Raw genomic sequence first — 22,344 nt, 5'->3', positions numbered from 1 at the left:
CGCATATACGAAATCGGGTCGTGACCTTCCCTTGTCGGAAAGGCCACGACCCGATCGTTATTGGGTGATCAGTCGGTCAGCCGATCGTTCAGCGACGGCTGGACTTGGCGAACCGGATGCACAGCGCGCCGGCACCGAGCGCAAGCACCAGCAGCGCGATGCCGAGCACCGCGGAACCGGTCTTGCTCAGCGGCGCGGCCGGGTTCTTGACCTCGCCGCTGGCGACGGTCTGGTTGCCCTTGGCGTCGGTCTTGCCGGACTGGCCGTTCTGCTGGCCCTGAGCGCCGCCGTTGTTCGGTTCAACGCCCGGCTGCTGCTCGGCGGAGGCCTTCTGGCCGGCGAAGTCGACGGCCACGGCCTTGCCGGACTGGCGACCGGTCACGGTGAGCGTGTAGTTCGCGCCCTCGGCCGGGGTGAAGTCGGCCGGCAGCGTGATCTCGGTGGTCTGTGCGGTGGCGACGCGCACGCCGGCGACCGGGGTCTTGTTGGTGTCGTTGTCGGCGGACTGGGCCACGACCTTGCCGGAGGCCTTGTCGGTCAGCTTGTAGGAAAGCACCGCGTCGCCGTTGAAGCCGTTGGCCTCGGCGAAGTACTTGCCGTCGGCGCTCTTCTTGACCTCGACCTTGGCGCTGTCGGACAGCGCCTTCTGGGCGTCGGTGTCGGCCGCGAGGCCCAGTGCGTTGGCGATGGTGTAGAAGTTGTCGGTCTGGTCGGTCAGGCCGTCCACGCGGGACGCGCTCGGGCCGGAGGCGGCGATGCGCAGCTGCGTGCCGGTGTGGCTCATGTTGCCCTGAGCACCGTCGAATTTCTTATCGGTGTCGGCGTCGCCGTTCTCGCCCTGCGTGTACTCGTCGTTGTCGATCGGGTCGCCGTTCTCGTCCTGGTAGACCGGCTCGTCGGAGGTGCCGTAGGAGATGACGGTCTTGGAGCCGTCGTGGTTCTTGAGCACGGTGCTCAGCGCGTAGTACGGCTGGGCTTCGACGATCTGCGAAGTGTGCGCGTGGTCGGCGGTCACGATGACGAGCGTGTTGCTCAGGTCGACCTTGGCGAGCGCGGCGGAGATGGCCTTGTCGAGGTCGTCGGTCTCACCGATCTGGCCGCAGGCGTTGGCGTTGTGGTCCTGCTTGTCGATGGACGCGCCCTCGACCTGCAGGAAGTAGCCGTTCTTGGCGCCGTTCGGGTTGGCGGACAGCAGGTCGATGGCCTTGTTGGTGAAGTCGGCGAGCGAGGCGCCCTGGTTGCCGAGCCACTTGTCGTTCGGGGTGCAGACGGTCGGGTTCGCGTCCTTATCTGCGCTGTACTTGGTGGCGACGGACGGGTTGAACTGGGTCGGCAGGTTGCCGTCGCCGAGCAGCGCGAGGACCGGCTTGCTCTGGTCGGCTTCCTTCAGGGCCTTGAAGCCGGCGATGTCACCGGATTCGACGGTCTGGAAGCCACGGTCCTTGGCCTGCTCCCACAGGGTCTTGCCGTCGAGGCCGAACTGGTTGAAGTACTTGGAGCCGCCGCCGATGGTCACGTCGGCGCGGGTGTCGAGCAGCTGCTCGGAGATGGAGCCGATGCCGCCGTTCGCCTTGAGCTGGTTGGCGAGGCAGTTCTTGGCCTGGTTGCCGTCGGTGGCCGGATCGATCTTGCCGTCGCCGTTGGTGTCGGTCTTGCCGTCCCACTTGCCTTGCGGGCCGTAGCAGGCGCGCTCGGTGGAGTGCGATTCGAGGACGGCCGGGGTGGCGTCCTGGATTTCGGCGGTGGTCACGTTGCCGGTGGCCTTGCCGGCGGCCTTCGCGAGTTCGATGAGGTTGAGCTGCGGGTTGCCCTTGACGTCGACGTCGACCGCGTTGTTGTAGGTCTTGGTGCCGGTCGACCAGCCGGAGCCGGAGGCGGAAGAGTCGGTGACGGGGGTGATCACGCCGGCCGTGGTGGAGCCGGCGAGGTTGCCGCTCTTGTCCTTGGCCATGAGCGAGTCGCCGGAGTTGTTGCCCAGCGAGAAGGTGGTGTACTGGCCGACGCCGGTTTCGACGCCGGGGTTGAGGTTCGGCTGACCGATCTTGTCGAGGCCGTCGAAGGAGCCGTTCACGCCGTGCAGGTAGTTGCGGGCCACGGTGATTTCGGAGTCTCCCATGCCGTCGCCGATGAACAGAATGACGTTCTTGGCCTTGGCGTTGCCGTACACGCCGGCGATGCGCTGTGCGCCGCCGTGCTGCGAGAGCACATCGACGCCGGCGCCGTCCGTGGCGAGAGCCGGGGCGGTCAGCGCGCCGAGCGCGGCCACGGAGGTCAGCGCGGCGATGGCGCCTTTCGCGACTTGCTTCATATTCATATGGATCTTCTTCCATTCATGGCGTGGGCCGCATCATTGTCGTATCCGTGCGGCGGCCGCCTGAACCTTCCCCCGAAATCGAACTTCGTTTCCCCCATCCGGTTCCGTTGGAGAACCCCCATACCGGTAGTTCCGCGTCCGACGCTATCGCCGCGAAGCAACGCCAGGTCGACATCAACACGAACCCCGGTTGAACACGTCATGTCGTTTTGGCGCGTCGGCTTCTTCTCCGCGGTGCATATCGTCTGCCCGCTCATGAAATTGCCCCGCCGAGAGTGGTCTCAGCGGGGCAATTCATCTAGCCACTATGCGGTTTGCACCGCGCGGCGATCAATCCTCTTCGGTCTTGGTGAAGAGGAAGGTGGCGGATCCGGCGAGCGCCAGCATCAGCGTGATCGCGAGCGCGCTCACGATCGAGACGCCGGTGTCGGCGACCTTCTGGCCTTCGGACTTCTGGCCGTTGGCTTCGGTCTGCTTGCCGTCGGTCTTGCCGGAGTCGGACTTGCTGCCCGCCTGCTGCTTGCCGTCGGACTGATCGGTGCCGGACTGCTTGTCGTCCGACTGGTCGGTCGATGGCTTGTTCGCGTCGTCCGTGGTCGGCTTGTTCGAGTCATCCGTGGACGGCTTGTTCGCATCATCCGGAGTGGTCGGCTGATCGGACGGCTTGTTCGAGTCATCCGTATCATCCTGGTCGCCGTCGGTCGGCTTGTCGGTATCGGTGCCCGGCTTGTCGGCGTCGTCGTCACCGTCAGACGGCTTGTTCGCATCGTCGCCCGGCTTGGTGTTGTCATCGGCGTCGCCATCGTCGGTACCCGGTTTATCCGTGCCATCGCCATCGTCGGTGCCCGGCTTGTCGGGATCCGGAGTGGGTTCCGGCTCGGGATCCGGGGTCGGCTCGGGATCCGGGGTCGGCTCGGGATCGGGCGTCGGATCCGGGTCCGGCGTCGGGTCGACCGGCGTGTCCCCGCCGTCGTCCTTCGCGACCGTCTTGAGCACGGTCGCCGCCAGAGCACCGGCCTGGTAGCCGTCCGCGCCCACGGTCACCTTAGCGCCGTCCTCGAGCGTCACCTTGCCGTCGGCGGCAAGCGTCGTGTACTTGCCAGCCGGCACGGCGGCCACTGTCGCAGCATCCTCGTTCGCGTTGAAGATCACCACGTACGTGTCGTCGCCGTCCTTGAGCTGGTACGCGACCACGCCGTCGGACTGCTGCAGCACAGTCATGTTCGCCGCGATGTCGTCGTACGAGCTCAGGTGCAGGTTGCCGATCGCCTTGCGCAGCGCGATCAGGCCGCGAACGTAGTCGACCGAGTCGGACTGCTCGACCACGCGGTTCCAGTCGATCGCGTTGACCGCGTCGCCCGCGTTGTAGCTGTTGCCGTTGCCACCCTTGGTGCGCAGGAACTCCTGGCCGAACTGCATGTCGGTGATGCCCTGCGACAGGAAGATCAGCGAGTCGGCGAGCTTGGCGCGCGCGAGACGGGTCTCCTCGCTGTCGGCCGGCGCACTCTTGACGAGCTTGTCGTACAGCGTGAGGTTGTCGTGGATCTCGACGTACTGCACGACCTGGTCGGCGCCGCCGTAGTTGGTATCCGCCGTGCCGTTGTTGCAGTGGCCGGTGTCGTCGATGCCTTCGCGGGCGTTGTTGCAGCCGAGCACGTTGGTCGCGATGAGGTTCTCCTTGCCGGCCTTGCCGGTCACGAAGCCGGTGTCCTCGTCGGAGAACACGCTGCCCTTGATCGCGTCACGCAGCGAGTCGTTGAAGAACGCCACGCCCGGCACCTTGCTGGCATTGGGCTGGGTGGTCTCCTGGTCGCCGATCGCGTCGGTCATGTCCCAGCCTTCGCCGATGACGAGGATGCTCGGGTCGATCTTGTCGAGCGCCGCGCGGACCTCCTTCATCGTGGTCTGGTCGATGAGGCCCATGAGGTCGAAGCGGAAGCCGTCGACGTTGTACGCCTTCGCCCAGTACGTGACCGAGTCGACGATGTACTTGCGGGCCATCGCGCGTTCGGAGGCCACGTCGTTGCCGCAGCCGGAACCGTTGGTCAGGTTGCCGTTCGCGTCGTAACGGAAGTAGTAGCCGGGGACGGTCTTGTTGAAGGCGTGCTCGCTCGCGTTGTAGACGTGGTTGTACACGACGTCCATCACGACGCGCAGGCCGTTCTTGTGCAGCCCCTTGACCATCTGCTTCATCTCGGTCACGCGCGCGGCCGGGTCGGTCGGATCGGAGGAGTACGAGCCTTCCGGCACGTTGTAGTTCTCCGGATCATAGCCCCAGTTCTGCGCGCCGGCCGCGTTGTAGCTCAGGTCGCCGGTCTCGTCCACGGAACCGTAGTCGAACACCGGCAGGATCTGCACGTGGGTCACGCCGAGCGACTTCAAGTAGTCGATGCCGGTGGACGCCGCGCCGGCCTTGCCGTCGACCGTGGTGCCCTCCTCGACGAAGCCGAGGTACTTGCCGCGCTTGTCGGCGGAGACGCCGGAGGTCGGCGAGATCGTCATGTCGCGAACGTTCGCTTCGGTGACGATCGCATCGGTCGACTTGCTGAACGCCGGCATGCGGTCGCCCGCGTCGCCCTTCTCCTCGTCGGACAGGACGACGGAACGCTCGCCGTTCGCCACGGCGGCGGTCGCGTACGGGTCGGGGGACGTGTTGACCGTGCCGTCGGCGAAGGTCAGCTCGTAGTCGTAGGCGTAATCCTTGAGATCGCCCTTGACGGGGAACGTCCACACGCCCTTGTCGCCGGACTGGTCGAGCGTGACCGCGTCGGTCTGTTCGGCGTTCGGATCGGTGGAGTCGCGGTACGTGCGCAGCGTGACCTTGGTCGCGGTCGGCGCCCACAGCTTGAACGTGGTCTTGCCGGCCGTGTAGTTCGCGCCGAGATCATCGCCATCGTATGCATACTTTGCATCGAATGCGTCGCTGCGAACGATCGCACCGAGCGAGACGGACTGGGTGCCGTAACCCTCGATCGTTACGGTGTACGGCTTGGTCACGCTCAGCTCCTCGGCAGTGGTGATGGTGACGGTGTTGCCGTCGGCCTTCACGTCCTTGATCTTCGCGCCATCGAGGGACACCTTGGAGGCGAGATCCTCGGCGGCGATCGACTTGTTGAGCTTCGCGGTGATGGTCGTGAAGTCGGTCATCGACGCGGAGACGATCGTGCCGGCCGCGTTGTACAGCGTGCCGTTGGTGTAGATCGTCGGGTCGCCCTGCACGACCCAGATCTCGGCGTTCGCCGTGCCGTCGTCGTTCAGCGTGATCGCGGACTGCGGGATGGTGCGGTTGTTGTCGTCCGGGTCCTTGGCTTCCCAGCCGTCGCCGCCGTAGCGCACGATGAACTGCGGCACGCTCATGGCGCCGCCCTTGAGCGTGTACTTGGCGGTCAGGCCGTAGTCGTCGTGGGACGTGAACGGGTAGGCGGCGCCGTTGACGCCGTCGGCCCAACCCCAGATGTCCCACGCCTTCATGCCGTCCTCGCTCGCGTAGTCGTCGGCGAGACGGTGGTAGTGGATGGTCACGTTGATCGTGTCGGCGGCCTTGGCATAGCCTTCCGGAGCGGCGGTCAGCGTCGTGTCGGGGGCGGAACCGTCGACCCAGATCTCGGCCGTGCCGGTCGAGCCGTCGATCAGACGGTCGCCGCCGACCTTGTCCCAGCCTTCGGTGGTCACGATCACGCCGATCTTGTCGGCCTCGTACGCGCCGTCGATGGTCGTCTCGAACACCTTGCCGTACGAGTCCTCGCCGGTGAACGCGTGCCAGCCGGCCGCGATCGACTTGCCGTCTTTGTCGGTGCCCCACATGTACACGCCGCGGTCGGCGACGGTGTCGCCATCCGCCGGCTTGTAGTGCACGACGACCTTGGTCTTGGGCTGGTAGGCATTCACGTCCTCCGGCACGCCGGCGTTGGCCTCGTGGTTCGCGACTGCGGTCCAGTGGCCCTGCGCGGTGTAGTTGCCGCCGCCGTTCGGGTTGTCCCAGCTACCGTTGTCATCGGTGAATACGTATTCAAACGACTGGCCCTTCGGGTCGACCGTGTACTTGACCCAGCCGTTGCCGGCGTCCTCCATCAGCTCGTGGCCCATCTCGGCCCAGTTGTTGATGCCATAGTGGATGTACGCCTGCGTCCAACCGTCGGGGAGCTTGTAGTAGACGGTGCGGCTCGTGTCGGTGGCGGCCTTCGCGGCCTCGTCGTTGACGGTCAGGTCGGGATCGGACGGATCGGACTTTGCGGTGCCGGTCCAGCTGTCCTTGGTCGCGCCGGCGTAGATCGCGATGGCCGAGTTCGCCGCGAGCGTCGCGTCGAACGTGCCGTCCGCGTTGACCGTGACGGTCTGCGAGCAATCGCCGGTCGCGTACACGTTGCAGTACTCGCCGGCCGGCAGCGACGTCGTGAACGTCTGCGTCGAATCCTTCGCGCTGTTGTTGAGCGCAAGATAGCCGACGTTGCCGCGGCCGAAGCCGAGCACGTTGCTGTCGTACGCCTTCCAGTTGTTCACGTCGGTGCCGTTGACCGCGTTGTGGAAGCCGATCATGCCGCGGATCGCGGTCCAGCGGTCGGCGCACTGCCACGTGCCCGGCGTCATCGAACCGTCGGTCGGGCAGACCATGTCCGGCACGCTCGTGTCGGTCGCGCCCGGCGCGCCGTCGTCGTTGTTGTCGAAGTAGTAGCCGGAGTAGATGTGCGGCTGGCCGTAGTTGTACGCGAGCATGAACGCGTTCGCCAGCAGGTACTTCGAGCCCTTCTTGTACGTGATCGCGGACGAGTTGCGCTCGGTGTCCCAGTTGGTGACCCACACGGCCGCCTGGTCGGAGGTCAGCCAGCCGTTGCCGCCGATCTTGCCGAGGCCCTTGGCGTCGCTGGTGATGTCGGACGCGAACGCGGCGGACAGGTGCGCGTTGTAGTTGAATTCGGAGACCTTGCCGTTGCCGACGTAGTTGCTCGGCTGGATGGCGGCGGCCTCGCTCGCGTTGCCAATGACTTCCTGCTCGAAGAAGATGTCGTCGGCGTTGCGGCCGGACTTTTCGGCGAGCTTGGCCTTGATCGCGGCCACGTCCTTGTTGGCGATGTGCTTGACTGCGTCGACGCGGAAGCCGTAGACGCCGAGCTGCAGCAGACGGTTCATGTAGTCGGCGAGCTTGTCCTGCACGTATTCCTGGCTGGTGTCGAGATCCTGCAGGCCGGTCAGACGGCAGTTCTGGACCTCGTCGGCGTTGGTGTAGTCGCCGATGTTCTTGGTGCAGTCGTGGAAGTTTTCCTTGGTGTACGGGATTTCGGGGAAGTTGCCGTTCGAGTCGAACGTGCTGCCGGCGACGCCGGTGCCGGTGCCGCGGTCGACGCCGGTGGTGTGGTTGATGACCGCGTCGGCGATGACCTGGACGCCGGCCGCGTTGCACACCTTGATCATGGTCTTGAGTTCGGCCTCGGTGCCCAGCTTGGAGTCGAACTTGTAGCTCACCGGCTGGTACGAGGTCCACCACTCGGTACCCTGGATGGTTTCCAGCGGCGGGGAGATCTGCACGTAGCCCACGCCTTCGGGGCCGTATACTTCGGTACATTCCTTGGCCACGGAGTTCCAGTTGGTCTGGAACGCGATGGCGATCACGTCCTTCTCTCCGGCCTTCGCGGCCTGCGCGTTCGTTTGGATGGTCTTGACCGTTTGCGCGGACTGCCCCGCGGTGCCGGTCTCGTCCGCGAACGCCGGCATCACTGCCACCGTCGTCGCGGACATCGCCACCGCAATGCCTATCGCGGCAGTGCGTTTGGCGAACGAACTGAATCGTCGTGCGACCATGTGCTTCCTTTCATCTCATCCTTGAGTCCCGTTCCGGCACAGCCGAGTGCCGAAGGTGATTCCTTCGTCCCGGGGATTCCCGGTCCGGCTGTTCTGCCGAACCGGCTGTTTCGATCGGTGTTCCGGGTCGCCCCGGGCCGATCGTCGCGCCCCTTGTCTTGACAACGTTTGCATCTCTTTTGCAAAAGATCGCAAGGGAAAATCCAAGGCCGAATTTTCTCTTGCCATCTGCATACGTTCGCAAATGATCGTCTCGCTCAGCGTACCACAACGCGACCACTGACATCAATGAAAGCGTCGATAACGTTTGCAGTGTATGATAGAACCAATAGTGATATGGCATACCGCGCAACGGGTAGATTGCCTGACGATGGACGTCGGCGGTATACAACGTCAGCGATACCAACCGGTTTGGAGGGCACAGTGAGTAAAGCAGACATCTACGAGGTAGCCAAGGCGGCCGGCGTTTCCATCTCCACCGTCTCGCGCTCGTTCACACGGCCGGAACTGGTCTCGGCGAAGACCCGCCGCAAGGTCCTGGAGATCGCCGACAAACTCGACTTCAACATCTCCCGTTCGGCCACCGCGCTCAAGTCCGGGCAGACCTACCGCGTCGCGATGCTCATGAACGAGGAGATCACCAGCTGGTTCAACACGCAGGTGTTCGCCGGCATCGAGTCGCTCATGCACCCGGCCGGCTACGACATCTCGCTGTTCCAGCACATCGACACCGCGGAGAACCGACATGAGTTCTTCAGCGAGCTGCCGGTCCGTCGCAACGTCGACGCGGTGTTCGTCGCGTCGTTCGCCATCGACCCGCATGAAGTCGAACAGCTCAAACGTATTCATGTGCCGATCATCGGCATCAACACGCCGTCGCTCGAGGGATTCGATGCGACCGTAAGCATCGACGACGAGAAGGGCATGTACACGGCCACGCAGCACCTCATTAGCCTTGGTCACAAGCGCATTGTCTACCCATGCTCCGAGGCGGCGACCATGAGCTCATCGATCGACTCGCGCGCCCGCGGCTTCATCCGCGCCTGCGAGGACGCGCAGGACAAGCACGACATCAACTGGCAGGTGCTCACGGTGCCGCGCGGCCCGTCGTTCGCCGACTCCGCGCTGTCCGCGCTGCTCGCGCTCGACGAGTTCCCGGACGCGATCTGCTGCCAGATGGACATGATGGCGATCCCGCTGGTCATCAAGCTCGGCCGCTACGGCCATCTGACCCCGCGCGACTACTCGATCGTCGGCTTCGACGACAGCCCTTACTCCGACACGATCAACCTGACGACCATGCGCCAGGATCCGTACGGCATGGGCCGCACGGCCGCCACGAAGGCGCTCAAGCTCATCAACGGCGAGCCGCTGACCACCCCGCACGAGGTGGTCGACGCCCAGCTCGTGCTGCGCGGCACCGACGCCCCATACCAGGGCTGACCGCACCCCTATCAGGGCCGCCCCGAACTAGCCCTCTACCGACCTACCGGGGCCGTCTCTTCCCGGGCTTAAGGCCGTTCCGACCCCTCGAAACGGCCATATGCCCGGGAAGAGGACTCCGGAACCGGCTCAACCAACCATCATCCCCGGGCTTACGGCCGTTTTATCCTTCCAAACCGGCCGTATGCCCGGGAAGAGCACCCCAGGACTGACCCAACACCCATCCCTTCCCGGGCTTAAGGCCTCCCCGGCCCCTCAAACTGGCCTTATGCCCGGGAAGGGGTCTCCGGAACTGGCCCAACCAACCATCATCCCCGGGCTTACGGCCGTTATCACAACCCGAACAGGCCGTAAGCCCGGGAACAGGCCACATCAGAACCGTCCCTTCCCGGGCTTACGGCCGGTTTGACACCTCGGAACGGCCGTAAGCCCGGGAAGGGACGGCGCACCGGGAAGACCTAGCCGCCACCGATCGGTCACAGCGTCAGTAGCGCGCCAAGCAGCAGCATCGCCGGGTAGAGCGCGTAGAACACCCACTTCGCCCATGGCTGCTCGTAGCCGAGCCGGTCGTTGCGGTAGTGCAGGAACGCCACGCCGATGCCCGGCGTGATGCACATCACCGCACCAAGCAGACCGGCGGTGAACATCATCGTGTTCTCATGTGCGCTCAGGAAGTAGAACACCAGCACGAACGCCAAGGCCAGCACGCCCGTGTACATCACCCGCTGGCTCACGCCAATCTGCAGCATCACGTTCCACAGTACGCCCGCGAGGATCAGTGCCACGGTCATCACCCAACGTACCGCGCCCGCGTAGTGCCGCGCGATCCAGTCGACCGCCACCAGCACCACGTACGCGAAGAACAGTCCCCACACCGGGTTGTGCGTGTGCGCATCGAACCAATGCCCGGTCATGATCTTGTCGTACGGCAATCCGGCCAGCATCGCGACGACGAACAGACGGCCCGCATACTGCATACGGTTGCGCGTGTGCTTCCAGCCGTTGTAGACCAGCCACGAATAGATCGGCACCGCGCACCACGACGCGACCTCGCACACGACCGCGGCGGTCAGACCGGTCATGTTATCCGCGGCGGGCGCGCCGAAAATCAGCGGGATGACGGTGGTGGACGCAACCGACAGTGCCATGAACACCGCGCCGATCACCTTGAGTCGGAATACGCTCAATCCCCTGCGCCGTCTGGTCTCGCCGGATTCGCGCCGGATCTTCGCCATCTCGATGTCGTTCATGGTTGCCTTTCCCTCGCAATCGGCGTGCCTCGCGCATGCCGTTCGCGGCACGCATCGGCGGTCTCGGACGGCTTCCGTTGCAGGATACGGCGCAACGCAACGTACGACGCGTACGACGGTCAGCGACGTATCCCGAGAAACCGCAGGACTCCAGCATAGTCGGCGCCTGCGAACGATTGCAACGCGTAGGAACTCACGGTCGGATCGTCGGACGGGGAGATCTCGGTGCGCAGATAGATGCCATCGATACCGGCAGACCGCGCGCCGATGATGTCGGCCCGTTCGTCGTTGCCGATCATGACCGCGCGTTCCGGCCGCAGCCCCTCGCGAGCCAGCGCGCGCTGATAGATCTCGGGTGATGGCTTGCGCACGCCCTCCTCGCTGGAGATGACGATGCGGTCGAACACGTGGTTCAGGCCGAGCTTCAGCAGTTCGGGCCTCGTATAGCAGGCCTGCGCGTTGCTCACGAGCACCACGCGCAGACCGGCCTTGTGTAAGTCCCCCAACAGTTGCAACGCACCCGGATACAGCCGCAGCTTGCGGGTGCTGGCCTGGCGGAACGTCCACGCCAGACGCGAAGCCTGCGCCGAGATGCCGACGCCGGCCATCTGCGCATACACCGGCAGCAGGTCGGGTTCCGCCCATTTGCCGTATGACGCGACCGCCTCGGCCCGGATCGGCGCGGCGACCTTGTTGAACACGTCGCGCACCGTCGCGGCGTCGCAATCTCGCCACGAGGCCCGCCCGGACACGGCCGCATGCGCGTCCGCCGACACGTCCGCGAACAGTGAGCCGCGACCGCCGCCCCAGCTCGGGCCGCGGTCGGACTCCACCGAAATCAGACCGTCGCGCAACGCGCTCCACGCGTCATCGGACCATTCGTCGGTTCGGATGTCCACCAACGTGCCGTACAGATCGAACAGCACCGCGTCGTATCGCATAAGCCAACACCTTTCAACGCTTGCGCCGCCAGACGGTGAAGCTGTACGGCGGCAGCGACAGCCGCCGGTTCTCCACCGCGGTCGGCGCGTCCGGCGAGGAGCAGTACACGCACGACCATTCGTCCGGCGCGATCGGCGACAGTTCGCCGTACGGGCCGGTCTTCTCCAGATCAACCGTCAGTTGCAGCTGCGTCTTCGCGGTCGGGTTGATCGCGATACAGTCGTCGCCCACGCGGAACACGACCGTCTCGTCAACGCGCGGCACGATCATGCGCGCGCCGCCAAAGTACGCGGGATTGCCGCGCCGCAGCCGGATCAGCGCCGCGTAATGGTCGACCAGCGAGCTGAAACGTTCCGCGCGCCGCCAGTCAAGCTGGTTGAGCGAAGCCGGGCTGCAGTACGAGTCGGAGTTGCCGTGCTTGGTGCGCGCGAACTCCTCGCCGCCGAGCAGGAACGGCACGCCGGCCGCCGAGAACACGATGCCCGCGGCCAGCCGGTTCGCACGCATGAGATCCGCGCACGACGGGTCATCGGCCGAGTAGTCGGTCTCGTTCGGCATGCGGCGCATGACCGCGCACAGCTTGTCCCACAAGGTCAGGTCGTCGTGCGCGGACACGTACTGGATGACCTGCGCCACGCTTGCGGTCTCGTGCTTGGTGCCACGCCAGCCGTTCTCGGCGTGGCGGATGTCCTCGGCGTAGTCGGCGGCCGCGCCGGTCAGGTAACCGGGCACCCAGTGGTAGAAGATGTGGCCGCGCACCGCGTCGCGCGTCGAGTCGCAGAACGCGCCGATGCGCGGGTCGAGGTACGGCATGCCGCGCTTATCGGCGAGCACGACGCCGGCCGGCAGCGCGGTCTGGCCGGCCGCCCACGGTTCGCCGTGCATGAGGATGCTCGCGCCGTCCGGCAGCGCATCGAGCGCCGCGCGCACCGCATTCATCGTGTCCACGTCGATCAGGCCCATCAGGTCGAAGCGGAAGCCATCGATATGGTATTCGCTCGCCCAGTACACGGCCGAATCGACGATGTACTTGCGCATCATCGCGCGCTCGGAGGCCACGTCGTTCGAGCAGGCCGAGCCGTTCGCGAAGCTGCCGTCGGCGCGGCGGCGCAGCGCGTAGCCGGGGATCATCCGCTCGAACCAGTTGTCGGTCGAGAACATGTGGTTGTAGACCACGTCCATGATGACCTTGATGCCGGCCGCGTGCAGCGCCTGGATCATCTGCTTGCATTCGCGGATGCGAACCTCGCCGTGGAACGGGTCGGTGCTGTACGAGCCTTCCGGCACGTTGTAGTTGAGCGGGTCGTAGCCCCAGTTGAAGCCGTGCTTCGGGTCGGTGCGCGGCAGTGATTCGTCGATCGAACCGTAGTCGTAGAACGGCATGAGCTGGACCGCGGTGATGCCGAGCCGTTTGAGATACGCGACACAGGTCGGGAACTTGCCAGCGTTGTCAACGCTGCTGTCGTTGTCAGTGAACGCGAGATAGGTGCCGCGATGGTCGGCGGGGATGCCGCTGTGCGGATCGTTGCTGAAGTCGCCGATGTGTGTTTCCCAGATGACCAGATCGCTGGCGGGGGTGTGCGGACGGGCGTCGCGTTCCCAGCCGTCCGGATTGGTTTGGGCAAGGTCGACGACCATGCTGCGACGGCCGTTCACGCCGGCCGCGCGCGCCCACGGGTCGGCGGTGCGGTTGATCGTGCCGTCGGCGAAGCGGACGAGATAGTCGTAGTAGGTGCCGTGGCCGACGCCGTCGCAGCGCACGAGCCATGTGTCGTTCGCGCCCGGGGTCAGTTCGTGCGTTTCGGTCGGATCGACGGATGCGATCGGACCGGTTTCGTCGGCCGCGGTCATGCCATCGTTGGCAACGGCACGGTCGGGAGTGCGGCCGGGCGCGTGGACACCGTCATGATCGGTGATGGCGTTCGCAGCGTCCTCGACCGCGGAACCACTGGTGAACAGGCGCAGCGTGACACCGCTGGCGCTCGGCGCCCAGACGCGGAACGTGGTGCCGGAAGCATCCGGGAACGCACCGAGGTCGTCGCCAGTGTAAACCGGGTAGTCCGGGCACGGCTGCGCCTGCTCGGCGGGCGTGCCTGCGGCCACGGCCGGGGCGTCAACAAGCTGCTCCATCGTGGTTTCCTTTCGTAAGGTATGCGGATATGTGCGCCGATGATATGCGCCAAGACATGACAAGGCTCCCCTCCCCGGAGGGAGCCGCCGAGCGAGACGCAACCGAAAGCGGCTATGCGTGTGAACTCTACTTTTACTTCCGGCTATTGTCGCTCAGCAGCTCCCCACGGAGAGAGGAGCCTTGGGATTGCTAGTGGGTCGTCGGCGTTTGCCGGCGCGGTCGGACGAATAGCGCATCACCCCGTCATTTCGACTGGACGAGCGCGCCCCCTGTCATTTCGACCAAGCCGACACGCTCCCCTGTCATTTCGACCGAGCGCAGCGAGCGGAGAAATCTTCCACAGCACAACGGTTTCGTAAGATTTCTCGACTCGGCTACGCCTCGCTCGAAATGACAATCTTGGAGGACTCGGCTCGGGCTGAGGCTTCTTTACGCGTCGCCTGCGGCGCTGCAACAGCGGACCTCGCTACGCTCGGACTCAATGCTGCCCTCGCTCGCCTATCGGCTCGCTCAGGCTGAGCCTACGGACAGTCCACTGGACTGTCCGTCACGGCTCAGCCCTTGACGGAACCCGACATCGACTCCTGGTAGAAGCGCTGCATCACGATGAACAGGATCGCGATCGGGATCGAGACGAGCACCGCGCCGGCCGCGAACTTCGCGAACCAGTTGTTGATGTACTCCTTCTGCAGCATCAGCCACAGGCCGAGCGAGACGGTGTAGTTCGTCTGCGTGCGGCAGATGACCTTCGCCATCACGAAGTCGAGCCACGGGGTCAGGAAGCCGATGATGGCCTGGTAGACGATCATGGGCTTGCAGATCGGGATGATGATCTTGTAGAACACCTGCAGACGGGTGCAGCCGTCGAGCATCGCGGCCTCGTCGAGCGAGGTCGGGATCGTGTCCATGAAGCCCTTCATCACGTAGAAGCCCGCGCCGGTGCCAGCCGAGTATACGAGGATCAGCGCGATGATCGACGTGTTGCCCTCGGTCAGGCCCATGGCCTTCAAAATGAAGTAGATGGCGGTCACGGCCATGATGCCCGGGAACATGCCGAGGATCAGCACCACGTTCATGAACGTCTTGCGCGTACGGAAGCGCAGACGGCTCATGCAGTACGCCACGGAGAGCACGAAGAAGATCGAGATCACGCACACGAAGCACGCGACGATCAGCGTGTTCATGTACATGCGCGGGAAGTTCATGACCGTGCGGTCGGTGAACAGTTCGATGTAGTTGTCGAGCGTGTACGCCTTCGGGAAGAAGGAGCTCTGCGACGGCGACTTGTCCTGGTTGAAGCTTTCCGCGAACACCCACACGACCGGGATGATCCAGATGACCGCCATCACGGCGAGGAACAGGTGGGCCAGCACGTCGCCGAGGATGCGGCGCTTGCGCGCGTCGTGAAGCAGGCTATGCGATTGATCCTTCTGAATGCTGTGATTACTCACCGGAATCCCTCCTCATTCTTGTAGGAACCGGAGCTGCGGTAGGTGATGAGCGACACCACCGCGAGCACGATGAAGGTCATGATGCCGATCACGGCACCGAGGTTGTAGTCGCCCTTGTCGACCGTCAGCTTGTACAGCCAGGTGATGAGCAGGTCGGTCTTGCCGGCGGACGCGCCGACCGGCACCGGGTCGCCTGCCGTCAGCAGGTAGATCACGTTGAAGTTGTTCACGTTGCCGGTGAACGTCGTGATCAGGTACGGCGTGAGGACGAAGAAGATGTACGGCATGGTGATCTTGACGAAGATCTGCCACCAGTTCGCGCCGTCGATGCGCGCGGCCTCGTACAGATCGGCCGGAATGTTCTGCAGGATGCCGGTGATCTGCATGATCGTGTACGGGATGCCGATCCACAGGTTGATCACGATGACGGTGACGCGCGCCCACGTCGCGTCGGTCAGGAACGGCAGCGGCGCGTCGATCAGGCCGGCGGATTCGAGCATGCGGTTGATGATGCCCTGCTGGCGCAGCATGGTGCGCATGACCAGCAGCGAGACGAACTGCGGTACGGCGATCGACATGGAGAACACCGCGCGCCAGAAGCCCTTGAAGCGGGTGGTCTTGCGGTTGATGATCATCGCGAAGAACATGCCGAAGAAGAAGTTGAGGAAGGTGGCGAAGAACGCCCACACGAGCGTCCAGACGAGCACCTGCACGAACAGCTGCGCGTTGACGGTGGCGCCCGCGCCGCCCGAGAACACCTGCTTGAACGTGTCGAGGCCGACCCAGTCGAACAGGACGACGTTGCTGTGATCGTAGTTCGTGAACGCCATCGAGATCATGAAGATCAGCGGCAGCACGGTGAAGATGAGGATGCCGAGCGTCGGCAGGAACATAAGCAGTTCGTGCGCCTTGGCGTCCTTGAGGGTGGCGATGTCGTCCATCAAGGACGGCACCTTGCCGTCGTTGGCCTTGGCGAGGCATTCGGCCTTGTACGCGCAGCGCAGCGAGAGCGTCCACAGGTAGACGAACGCGATGATCGCGACGATCGAGCACACGCCGTACAGCAGGATGATGACCGAGTTGTCGCCGGCGGTGTACTCCCAGTAGCCGTCGACGAGCACCTTGCCCTGCTTCTGCGTGCCCAGGCTCGGCAGCTTGCTGAGATAGCCCGCGCCACTGGTGACCATGAACGCGATGAACGCGATCTCGCCGGCCAGCAGGAGCAGGCCCTTGACGATTTGCTTGTGCGCGAGGTTGCCCAGACCGAACACGACCGCCGACAGCTTGGTCAGCACGTCGCCCTGGGTCAGCGCGGCCTTCACCGAATACGGCGAAGGAGCCACGTAGTCGGCGCCCATTCGCTTGCGCCGCTTCATCTCCCGCGGGGAAAGGGTTGCCGTTGTCATGAAACCCTACCGCCTCTCCTTGTATCGTTTACGTTTGCGTCATCCCCCTTCGTCATAACCCCGTAGAACCGATAAAGCCCGGGTGCCGAACCATATTCAGCGCCCGGACTCTGTCGGCAATGGAGGAGAAGGAGGAGAGGTAAGTTTTGGATGAAACCGCTGTGTTGGTTGAGGCTGCGGAGCGGTTGCGCGGTTTCGTGACATCCGCTCCGCAGTGGCGTACCTTATCGGACCCTCAAGAGTTGGTTCCCCTCGGCTGGGAGGGGATGTTCAGTTATGTGTTGTTTGGATGATTGCCGCCGGACCAGAGTCTGTGTTGCGTGTGGGACCGGCGGCGATCACGATCATTCGGTCTTCGTCATCGCGGCAAGCAGCTTGGCGAAGTCGGCGGCCTTCTGGGCGGCGTTGTCGACGGTGGTTTCCTTGTTCACGATGGAAGCGCCGTAGGCCTTGGCCGGGTCCCACCACTCATTCATGGCCGCGATGGACGGCTGCAGGATGGAGGTGTTGGCGATGGTGTTGATCTGGGCCTGGGCGGCCGGGTCCTTGGCGATGGAGCCGAAGTCGGAGCCGTTGCCCTCGTAGTCGGCGAGGGAGTTGTCGGACGGCACCACGCCGCGCAGATCCCAGTGGAGCTTCTGGGCGTCGGCGGAGCCGAGGAAGGCGGCGAACTGGGAAGCGACCTTGGTGTTCTTGGCGTTCGGGTTGTAGGCGACGGCCTTGGAACCGGCGAAGGCGTCCATCTGGTACTCCTGGCCGTCCACGGTGAACTTCGGCAGCTGCGCGGCGGCGTAGTGGTCGAAGTCGGCCTTGCCGTCCTCATCCTTGTCGGGGGCGAGGATGTCCTTGACGGCGGAGGCGTTCCACGTGCCGGAGAAGTAGGCGTGGACCTTGCCGGCCTTCAGGTTGTCCATGCCGGAGGTGTCGTCATCGTTGATGAAGTTGGCGTTGTTGGCCATGTTGACGAGGTACTTGGTCGTTGCGGTGAGCTTGTCGACGTCGACGGAGACGCCCTTGGAGGCGTCGGTCGGGTTGGAGTTGTCGCCGAAGAAGGTCAGGTCGGCGGACTTGGTGAACCACGAGGCCATGTTCCAACCGTTGGTCATCGGGAAGGAGACGGCGGCCTTGGAAAGCATGGTGTCCCAGTTCTTGACGTCGTCCGCGGAGAAGACGGAGGAGTCGTAGTACATGAACCAGGTGTTGGCGGTGTACGGCACGCCGTAGAGCTTGCCGTCGGTGCCGGTCACGGAATAGACGAGGACCTGGGAGTTCTGCTCCTTGACCTGCTTGGCCTCGTTCTCGCCCAGCTCGCCGATGGCGCCGGCCTTGACCAGCGTGCCCAGCTGATCGTTCGCGAACATGTAGACGTCGGCGGCGGCGGCCGGATCGCCGATCACGGTCTTGGACGCGTCGGCTTCGGAGACGACGTCGTTCTTCCACGTGATCTTGTAGTCCGGGTGGGCCTCTTCGAACTTCTTCTCGACCTGGGCCAGCCAGGACTCGGAACCGTCCTTGCCCTTGGCCTGGTCTTCCTGCGGGGCCCAGACGCTCAGGGTGACCTCGGTGGTGCCGGAGGTCTTGTTCTCGCCGCCGGCGTTGTTGGCGGTCTCGCCGCCGCACGCGGCGAGCGGCAGCAGCATGGAGGCGGCAGCAGTAAGGCCGATAGCCTTCTTCCAATTGATCTTCATCGATCTTCCTTTCCTTTACTTACATCGTTGCGTTTTCTCTTATGCACTGCATACGTTGCAGCCCTTTTGCAGAGCTAGGTATTGCATACGTTCACATCGGCGTGATTCTCACGGCTAATGCGTTCCTCGTGCAACTCCCTTGCAGTGCATCAGTGGTTATTACTATAGCACGGTTTTGCAAACGTTGGCAATTCGTGGCAAAATTATTTACGACAAACGATGTCATTGATAACGCTAAACCGCAAGAATTGCAAAGGATTGCAGTCATGACCCAAACGCAACACGCCGAAGCCCCCCACACCCCCTCCCCCGCTTGTCATTTCGAGCGAAGCGAAGCGGAGCCGAGAAATCTTACCAACGCAGTCCCCTCCACAGATCTCTCCACTCCGCTGCGCTCCGGTCGAGATGACACTATGAACACCCCCTCCACCCCCGACCGCACGTGGCTCGACACCGCCGTCTTCTACGAGATCTATCCTCAGTCGTTCGCCGACTCGAACGGCGACGGCATCGGCGACATCCACGGCATCATCGATCATCTTGACTACGTTCGCAATCTCGGCTGCAACGCACTGTGGCTGAACCCGCTCTTCGACTCCCCCTTCAAGGACGCCGGCTACGACGTACGCGACTACACGCGCGTCGCCCCACGCTACGGCACCAACGACGATCTGGTCGCCCTGTTCGCCGCCGCCCACGAACGCGGCATCCGAGTCCTGCTCGACCTCGTCCCCGGCCACACCAGCGAAGAACACCCCTGGTTCCACGCCTCCTCCCAACCCAACACGACCAATCGCGGCGAGATCATTCCCTCCGCCGCCCCTTCCTCTGATTGTCATTGCGAGCAGAACGAAGGCACTCCCACTAAATGTCATTTCGAGCGAAGCGAAGCGGAGTCGAGAAATCTTACCGAGGCAGTCCCCGCCAAAGATCTCTCCACTCCGCTACGCTCCGGTCGAGATGACAACATGGGAGCCGGCTCCGATCGAGATGACAATACGGGAACAATCACTGATCACAACCCCACCCTCGCCTCCCGCTATATCTGGACCGACTCGTGGATCGCCGGCGGCGACGGCCTGCCCTTCATCGGCGGCGAAACCCCACGCGACGGCACCTATATCATCAACTTCTTCAAATGCCAGCCCGCACTCAACTACGGCTTCGCGCACCCGCGCCAATCCTGGCAGCACGCCGCACTCGGCCCCGAAGCCCTCGCCACCTGCGACGCGATGGTCGACGTCATGCGCTTCTGGCTGTCGCGCGGCGCAGACGGCTTCCGCGTCGACATGGCCGATAGCCTCGTCAAGCACGACGACGAAGGCAAGCCGGCCACCATCCGTACCTGGCAGTACATGTTCTCGAAGATCCGCCCCGAGTTCCCGGCCGCCGCGTTCGTCTCCGAATGGGGCCGCCCCTACGAGTCCATGCAGGCCGGCTTCGACATGGACTTCTACCTCGACTGGCGCTGGGACGGCAAGCCGAACGGCTACAACATGCTCCTGCGCAACACCGACACCCCGTTCGACCACGACGGCGATCTGAGCTACTTCAACGCGGATTCCGGCGCGTCGATCAAGCCGTTCCTCGACCAGTACCTGCCGCAGTTGCGCGACTGCGAGCGCGCGGGCGGCCTCTTCGATCTGATCTCCTGCAACCACGACACGCGACGGTTCGCGCCGCGACTGACCGAACGCGAGCGCAAGATCGCCTTCGGCATGCTGCTGACGATGCCCGGCTGCCCGTTCGTGTATTACGGCGACGAGATCGGCATGCGATACCGCGACCTGCCCACGAAGGAAGGCGGCTACACGCGCACCGGCAGCCGAACGCCGATGCAGTGGGACGGCGATCTGCCGAATCTTGGCTTCTCCGCCGCGCCCGCCGATGCGCTGTATCTGCCGGTCGAACCGGCGGGTGATACGGCCCATGACGCAACCGGCGCCGTCTCGCCTGTGACCGTTCCTACGGTCGCATCGGAATCCGCACGCGCCGACTCGCTGTACCACTGGATCACGTCGCTGCTGGCATTGCGCGCCGACTCCCCCGCGCTGAGGTCCAACGCGGCGTTCGAACCGGTCGCTGCACCTGAATCCGGCCGTGTCTTCGCCTATCTGCGCACTCCGGTCGACTCTTCGGGCGAGCGCAACGAGTCAGGCAGTCTTCCCCTCCTCATCGCCATGAATCCCGGTCGTGAGACCGAAACGGTCACGCTCCCGACCGAATTCGCCGCGCAGTCCCCCGCCGTCCGCCTCGCCATCGGCGAACCCGCGGTCGACGGCGCCACGCTCACGCTGCCTCCGCAGTCCTTCGTCATCCTCGGCTGACGCACGGCTGTTCCGCCGCCGCGACGGCGATTAGGATGGAAGCGGCAACGATACACACGTATCAAGGAGGAATCATGCCCGTTATTCACACCCACGTCTCCGTCAAGACCACGCCCGAGCAGCGCGAGGCGCTCAAGGCCGCGTACGGCAAGGCGATCAGCGCGGTGCCCGGCAAGTCCGAAGGCTGGCTGATGTGCCCGTTCGAGGACGACATGCCGATCTACTTCGCCGGATCCGACGACAAGCCGGCGGCGTACGTCGAGGTGAACGTGTTCGGTCGTTCCGTGCCCGGTTCGGCGTGGGAGAAGCTGACCGAGTCGATCATGGCGGCGCTCGAGGGCACGCTGGGCATTCCGCAGGACCGCACGTACATCCGCTACACGGCGACGACGGACTGGGGGTGGAACGGCGGCAACTTCTAGTTAGTTGTCACAGCTCCATCGCGGCCGCATACAGCGCGCTGTTATGAGGCGTGGCGGTTTTCTCTCGCTGAGCCAGCGCTCAGCGAGAGAAAACCGCCACGCCTCTGTTGTTTCGCCCGGTCTCAGCCGAGCAGCGCGAGTTCGTCCGGGGTCAGCCGCAGATCAGTCGCGGCGAACGAATCGTTGATCTCATGCGGATTGCGGGCGCTCGGGATCGTGAACAGACGGTCGTACCGGGTCAGCTCCCATGCGAGCACCACCCGCTGGTACGAGACGCCACGCGCGGCAGCAACCGCACGGAACGGATCGTACGCATGCCGGTCGAACGGGTCGAGGAACCCGCCGAGCGGCGACCAGCACACGAAATCAAGCCCGAGTTCGGCGCAATGCTCCATCGTATGTTCCGGATCGGGGTGCGAGGGCGAGAACTGGTTCTGCACGGCGATCAGCTTGTCGCCGAGGATCGCGCGGGCCGTGTCGATCTGCGCGTTGTTCACGCGGGAGATGCCGGCGTAGCGAATCACGCCTTCGTCGAGCAGCGTCCTGAGCGCGCCGATCTGATCCTCGTACGGCACGGCCGGATCGGGACCGTGCGAATACAGCAGGTCGAGCGCGTCCACGCCAAGGTGACGCGCCGATTCCTTCGCGTCGCGGATCATCGTCTCGGGCCGCGAATCGGCCATCCAACCGTACCGGCTGCCGGCCGCCTGCAATCGTTGGCGGTCGTCCTGCGCCACAGCCTCCCCTGCCGCGACGTCCGTGTCGATCGTGCGCCGGTATCCGGTTTTCGTCGCCACCAGCACCTCGCCGCGCGGACCGTCCCAACTGGCGAGCGCGTCGCGCACCAGCATTTCGCCGTACCCGAAATCGCCGGGAACGCCCGTGCCGTCCGCGCCCGGAGCGGTCGGCAGGTAGTACGACCACGCGGTGTCGAGGTAGCGCACGCCGGCGTCGAGCGCGGCGTGGATCGTGCCGATCGCCGTCTCACGGTCCGGACGTCCCTCGATGGCGAGCGCCATCGTGCCCATGCCGAGCCTGGAGATGCGATGCCCCGCGAAATCGACCGTGTTCGCGAAATCAGTGCCATGTTGCAACGTCGTCATACCGCCCATCATCGTGCGAGCCCCTGACGCGGATACGCTGCTTCATCGTTTCACGGCGGATCGCACCGCCG

The 22,344-nt window shown here is 64.4% G+C and carries 12 protein-coding genes; 3 read left to right on the top strand and 9 right to left on the bottom strand.

The window, feature by feature from the left end; all coding sequences use genetic code 11:
• Window positions 1-88: 88 nt before the first annotated feature.
• Both phoA and pulA (KIH76_RS09770) read right to left on the bottom strand, forming a co-directional pair.
• On the bottom strand, window positions 89-2,314 hold the full coding sequence (gene phoA, locus KIH76_RS09775) for an alkaline phosphatase (RefSeq protein ID WP_219070520.1): 2,226 nt from the start codon (window positions 2,312-2,314) through the stop codon (window positions 89-91).
• A 330-nt stretch (window positions 2,315-2,644) separates the two neighbouring features.
• Window positions 2,645-8,110 (bottom strand): type I pullulanase, encoded by a 5,466-nt coding sequence (gene pulA, locus KIH76_RS09770; protein ID WP_236036965.1) that lies wholly within the window; start codon window positions 8,108-8,110, stop codon window positions 2,645-2,647.
• A 423-nt stretch (window positions 8,111-8,533) separates the two neighbouring features.
• Between pulA (KIH76_RS09770) and KIH76_RS09765 the strand changes: the two genes are divergently transcribed.
• The gene (locus KIH76_RS09765) at window positions 8,534-9,553 is read left to right on the top strand and encodes a LacI family DNA-binding transcriptional regulator (protein ID WP_219070519.1); all 1,020 of its coding nucleotides are present in this window, start codon (window positions 8,534-8,536) and stop codon (window positions 9,551-9,553) included.
• Between the two features lie 476 nt (window positions 9,554-10,029).
• Here the strand turns inward: KIH76_RS09765 and KIH76_RS09760 are convergent, their stop codons facing one another.
• The 6 genes from KIH76_RS09760 to KIH76_RS09735 form a co-directional block, all read right to left on the bottom strand.
• On the bottom strand, window positions 10,030-10,803 hold the full coding sequence (locus tag KIH76_RS09760; RefSeq protein ID WP_219070517.1) for a TraX family protein: 774 nt from the start codon (window positions 10,801-10,803) through the stop codon (window positions 10,030-10,032).
• A gap of 119 nt (window positions 10,804-10,922) precedes the next feature.
• Window positions 10,923-11,744, bottom strand: coding sequence for an HAD family hydrolase (locus KIH76_RS09755; protein ID WP_219070515.1), 822 nt, complete (start codon window positions 11,742-11,744; stop codon window positions 10,923-10,925).
• Window positions 11,745-11,757: 13 nt separating this feature from the next.
• Entirely contained in the window at window positions 11,758-13,875 is a 2,118-nt protein-coding gene (gene pulA / locus KIH76_RS09750; protein ID WP_219070512.1) for a type I pullulanase, read from the bottom strand.
• Between the two features lie 555 nt (window positions 13,876-14,430).
• Window positions 14,431-15,327, bottom strand: coding sequence for a sugar ABC transporter permease (locus KIH76_RS09745; protein WP_219070510.1), 897 nt, complete (start codon window positions 15,325-15,327; stop codon window positions 14,431-14,433).
• Complete coding sequence (locus tag KIH76_RS09740) at window positions 15,324-16,703, bottom strand: carbohydrate ABC transporter permease (RefSeq protein WP_219070528.1); 1,380 nt, start codon at window positions 16,701-16,703, stop codon at window positions 15,324-15,326. The genes KIH76_RS09745 and KIH76_RS09740 overlap by 4 nt, the downstream gene beginning before the upstream one ends.
• Before the next feature lie 374 nt (window positions 16,704-17,077).
• On the bottom strand, window positions 17,078-18,421 hold the full coding sequence (locus tag KIH76_RS09735) for an extracellular solute-binding protein (protein ID WP_214374087.1): 1,344 nt from the start codon (window positions 18,419-18,421) through the stop codon (window positions 17,078-17,080).
• Between the two features lie 413 nt (window positions 18,422-18,834).
• Between KIH76_RS09735 and KIH76_RS09730 the strand changes: the two genes are divergently transcribed.
• Both KIH76_RS09730 and KIH76_RS09725 read left to right on the top strand, forming a co-directional pair.
• Complete coding sequence (locus KIH76_RS09730) at window positions 18,835-20,748, top strand: alpha-amylase family glycosyl hydrolase (RefSeq protein WP_214374086.1); 1,914 nt, start codon at window positions 18,835-18,837, stop codon at window positions 20,746-20,748.
• A 74-nt stretch (window positions 20,749-20,822) separates the two neighbouring features.
• Window positions 20,823-21,170: a phenylpyruvate tautomerase MIF-related protein gene (locus tag KIH76_RS09725; RefSeq protein WP_214374085.1), complete on the top strand. Its 348-nt coding sequence runs from the start codon at window positions 20,823-20,825 to the stop codon at window positions 21,168-21,170.
• 122 nt (window positions 21,171-21,292) lie between these two features.
• Here KIH76_RS09725 and KIH76_RS09720 read toward each other — a convergent pair whose 3' ends face one another.
• A complete protein-coding gene (locus KIH76_RS09720; RefSeq protein ID WP_214374084.1) occupies window positions 21,293-22,273 on the bottom strand; it encodes an aldo/keto reductase in 981 nt (326 codons plus the stop codon).
• Window positions 22,274-22,344: the final 71 nt, after the last annotated feature.

Source organism: Bifidobacterium simiiventris (genome assembly GCF_019331715.1).
Taxonomy (GTDB): domain Bacteria; phylum Actinomycetota; class Actinomycetes; order Actinomycetales; family Bifidobacteriaceae; genus Bifidobacterium; species Bifidobacterium simiiventris.
Note: the sequence above shows the minus strand (reverse complement) of the source record. Positions and strands in the feature narration are given on the sequence as shown.

Bases quoted from the DNA above. Each gene is read 5' to 3' on its own strand.
- phoA (WP_219070520.1), bottom strand. From the start codon at position 2,314: ATGAATATGAAGCAAGTCGCGAAAGGCGCCATCGCCGCGCTGACCTCC.
- pulA (WP_236036965.1), bottom strand. From the start codon at position 8,110: ATGGTCGCACGACGATTCAGTTCGTTCGCCAAACGCACTGCCGCGATA.
- KIH76_RS09760 (WP_219070517.1), bottom strand. From the start codon at position 10,803: ATGAACGACATCGAGATGGCGAAGATCCGGCGCGAATCCGGCGAGACC.
- KIH76_RS09755 (WP_219070515.1), bottom strand. From the start codon at position 11,744: ATGCGATACGACGCGGTGCTGTTCGATCTGTACGGCACGTTGGTGGAC.
- pulA (WP_219070512.1), bottom strand. From the start codon at position 13,875: ATGGAGCAGCTTGTTGACGCCCCGGCCGTGGCCGCAGGCACGCCCGCC.
- KIH76_RS09740 (WP_219070528.1), bottom strand. From the start codon at position 16,703: ATGAAGCGGCGCAAGCGAATGGGCGCCGACTACGTGGCTCCTTCGCCG.
- KIH76_RS09735 (WP_214374087.1), bottom strand. From the start codon at position 18,421: ATGAAGATCAATTGGAAGAAGGCTATCGGCCTTACTGCTGCCGCCTCC.
- KIH76_RS09730 (WP_214374086.1), top strand. From the start codon at position 18,835: ATGAACACCCCCTCCACCCCCGACCGCACGTGGCTCGACACCGCCGTC.
- KIH76_RS09725 (WP_214374085.1), top strand. From the start codon at position 20,823: ATGCCCGTTATTCACACCCACGTCTCCGTCAAGACCACGCCCGAGCAG.
- KIH76_RS09720 (WP_214374084.1), bottom strand. From the start codon at position 22,273: ATGACGACGTTGCAACATGGCACTGATTTCGCGAACACGGTCGATTTC.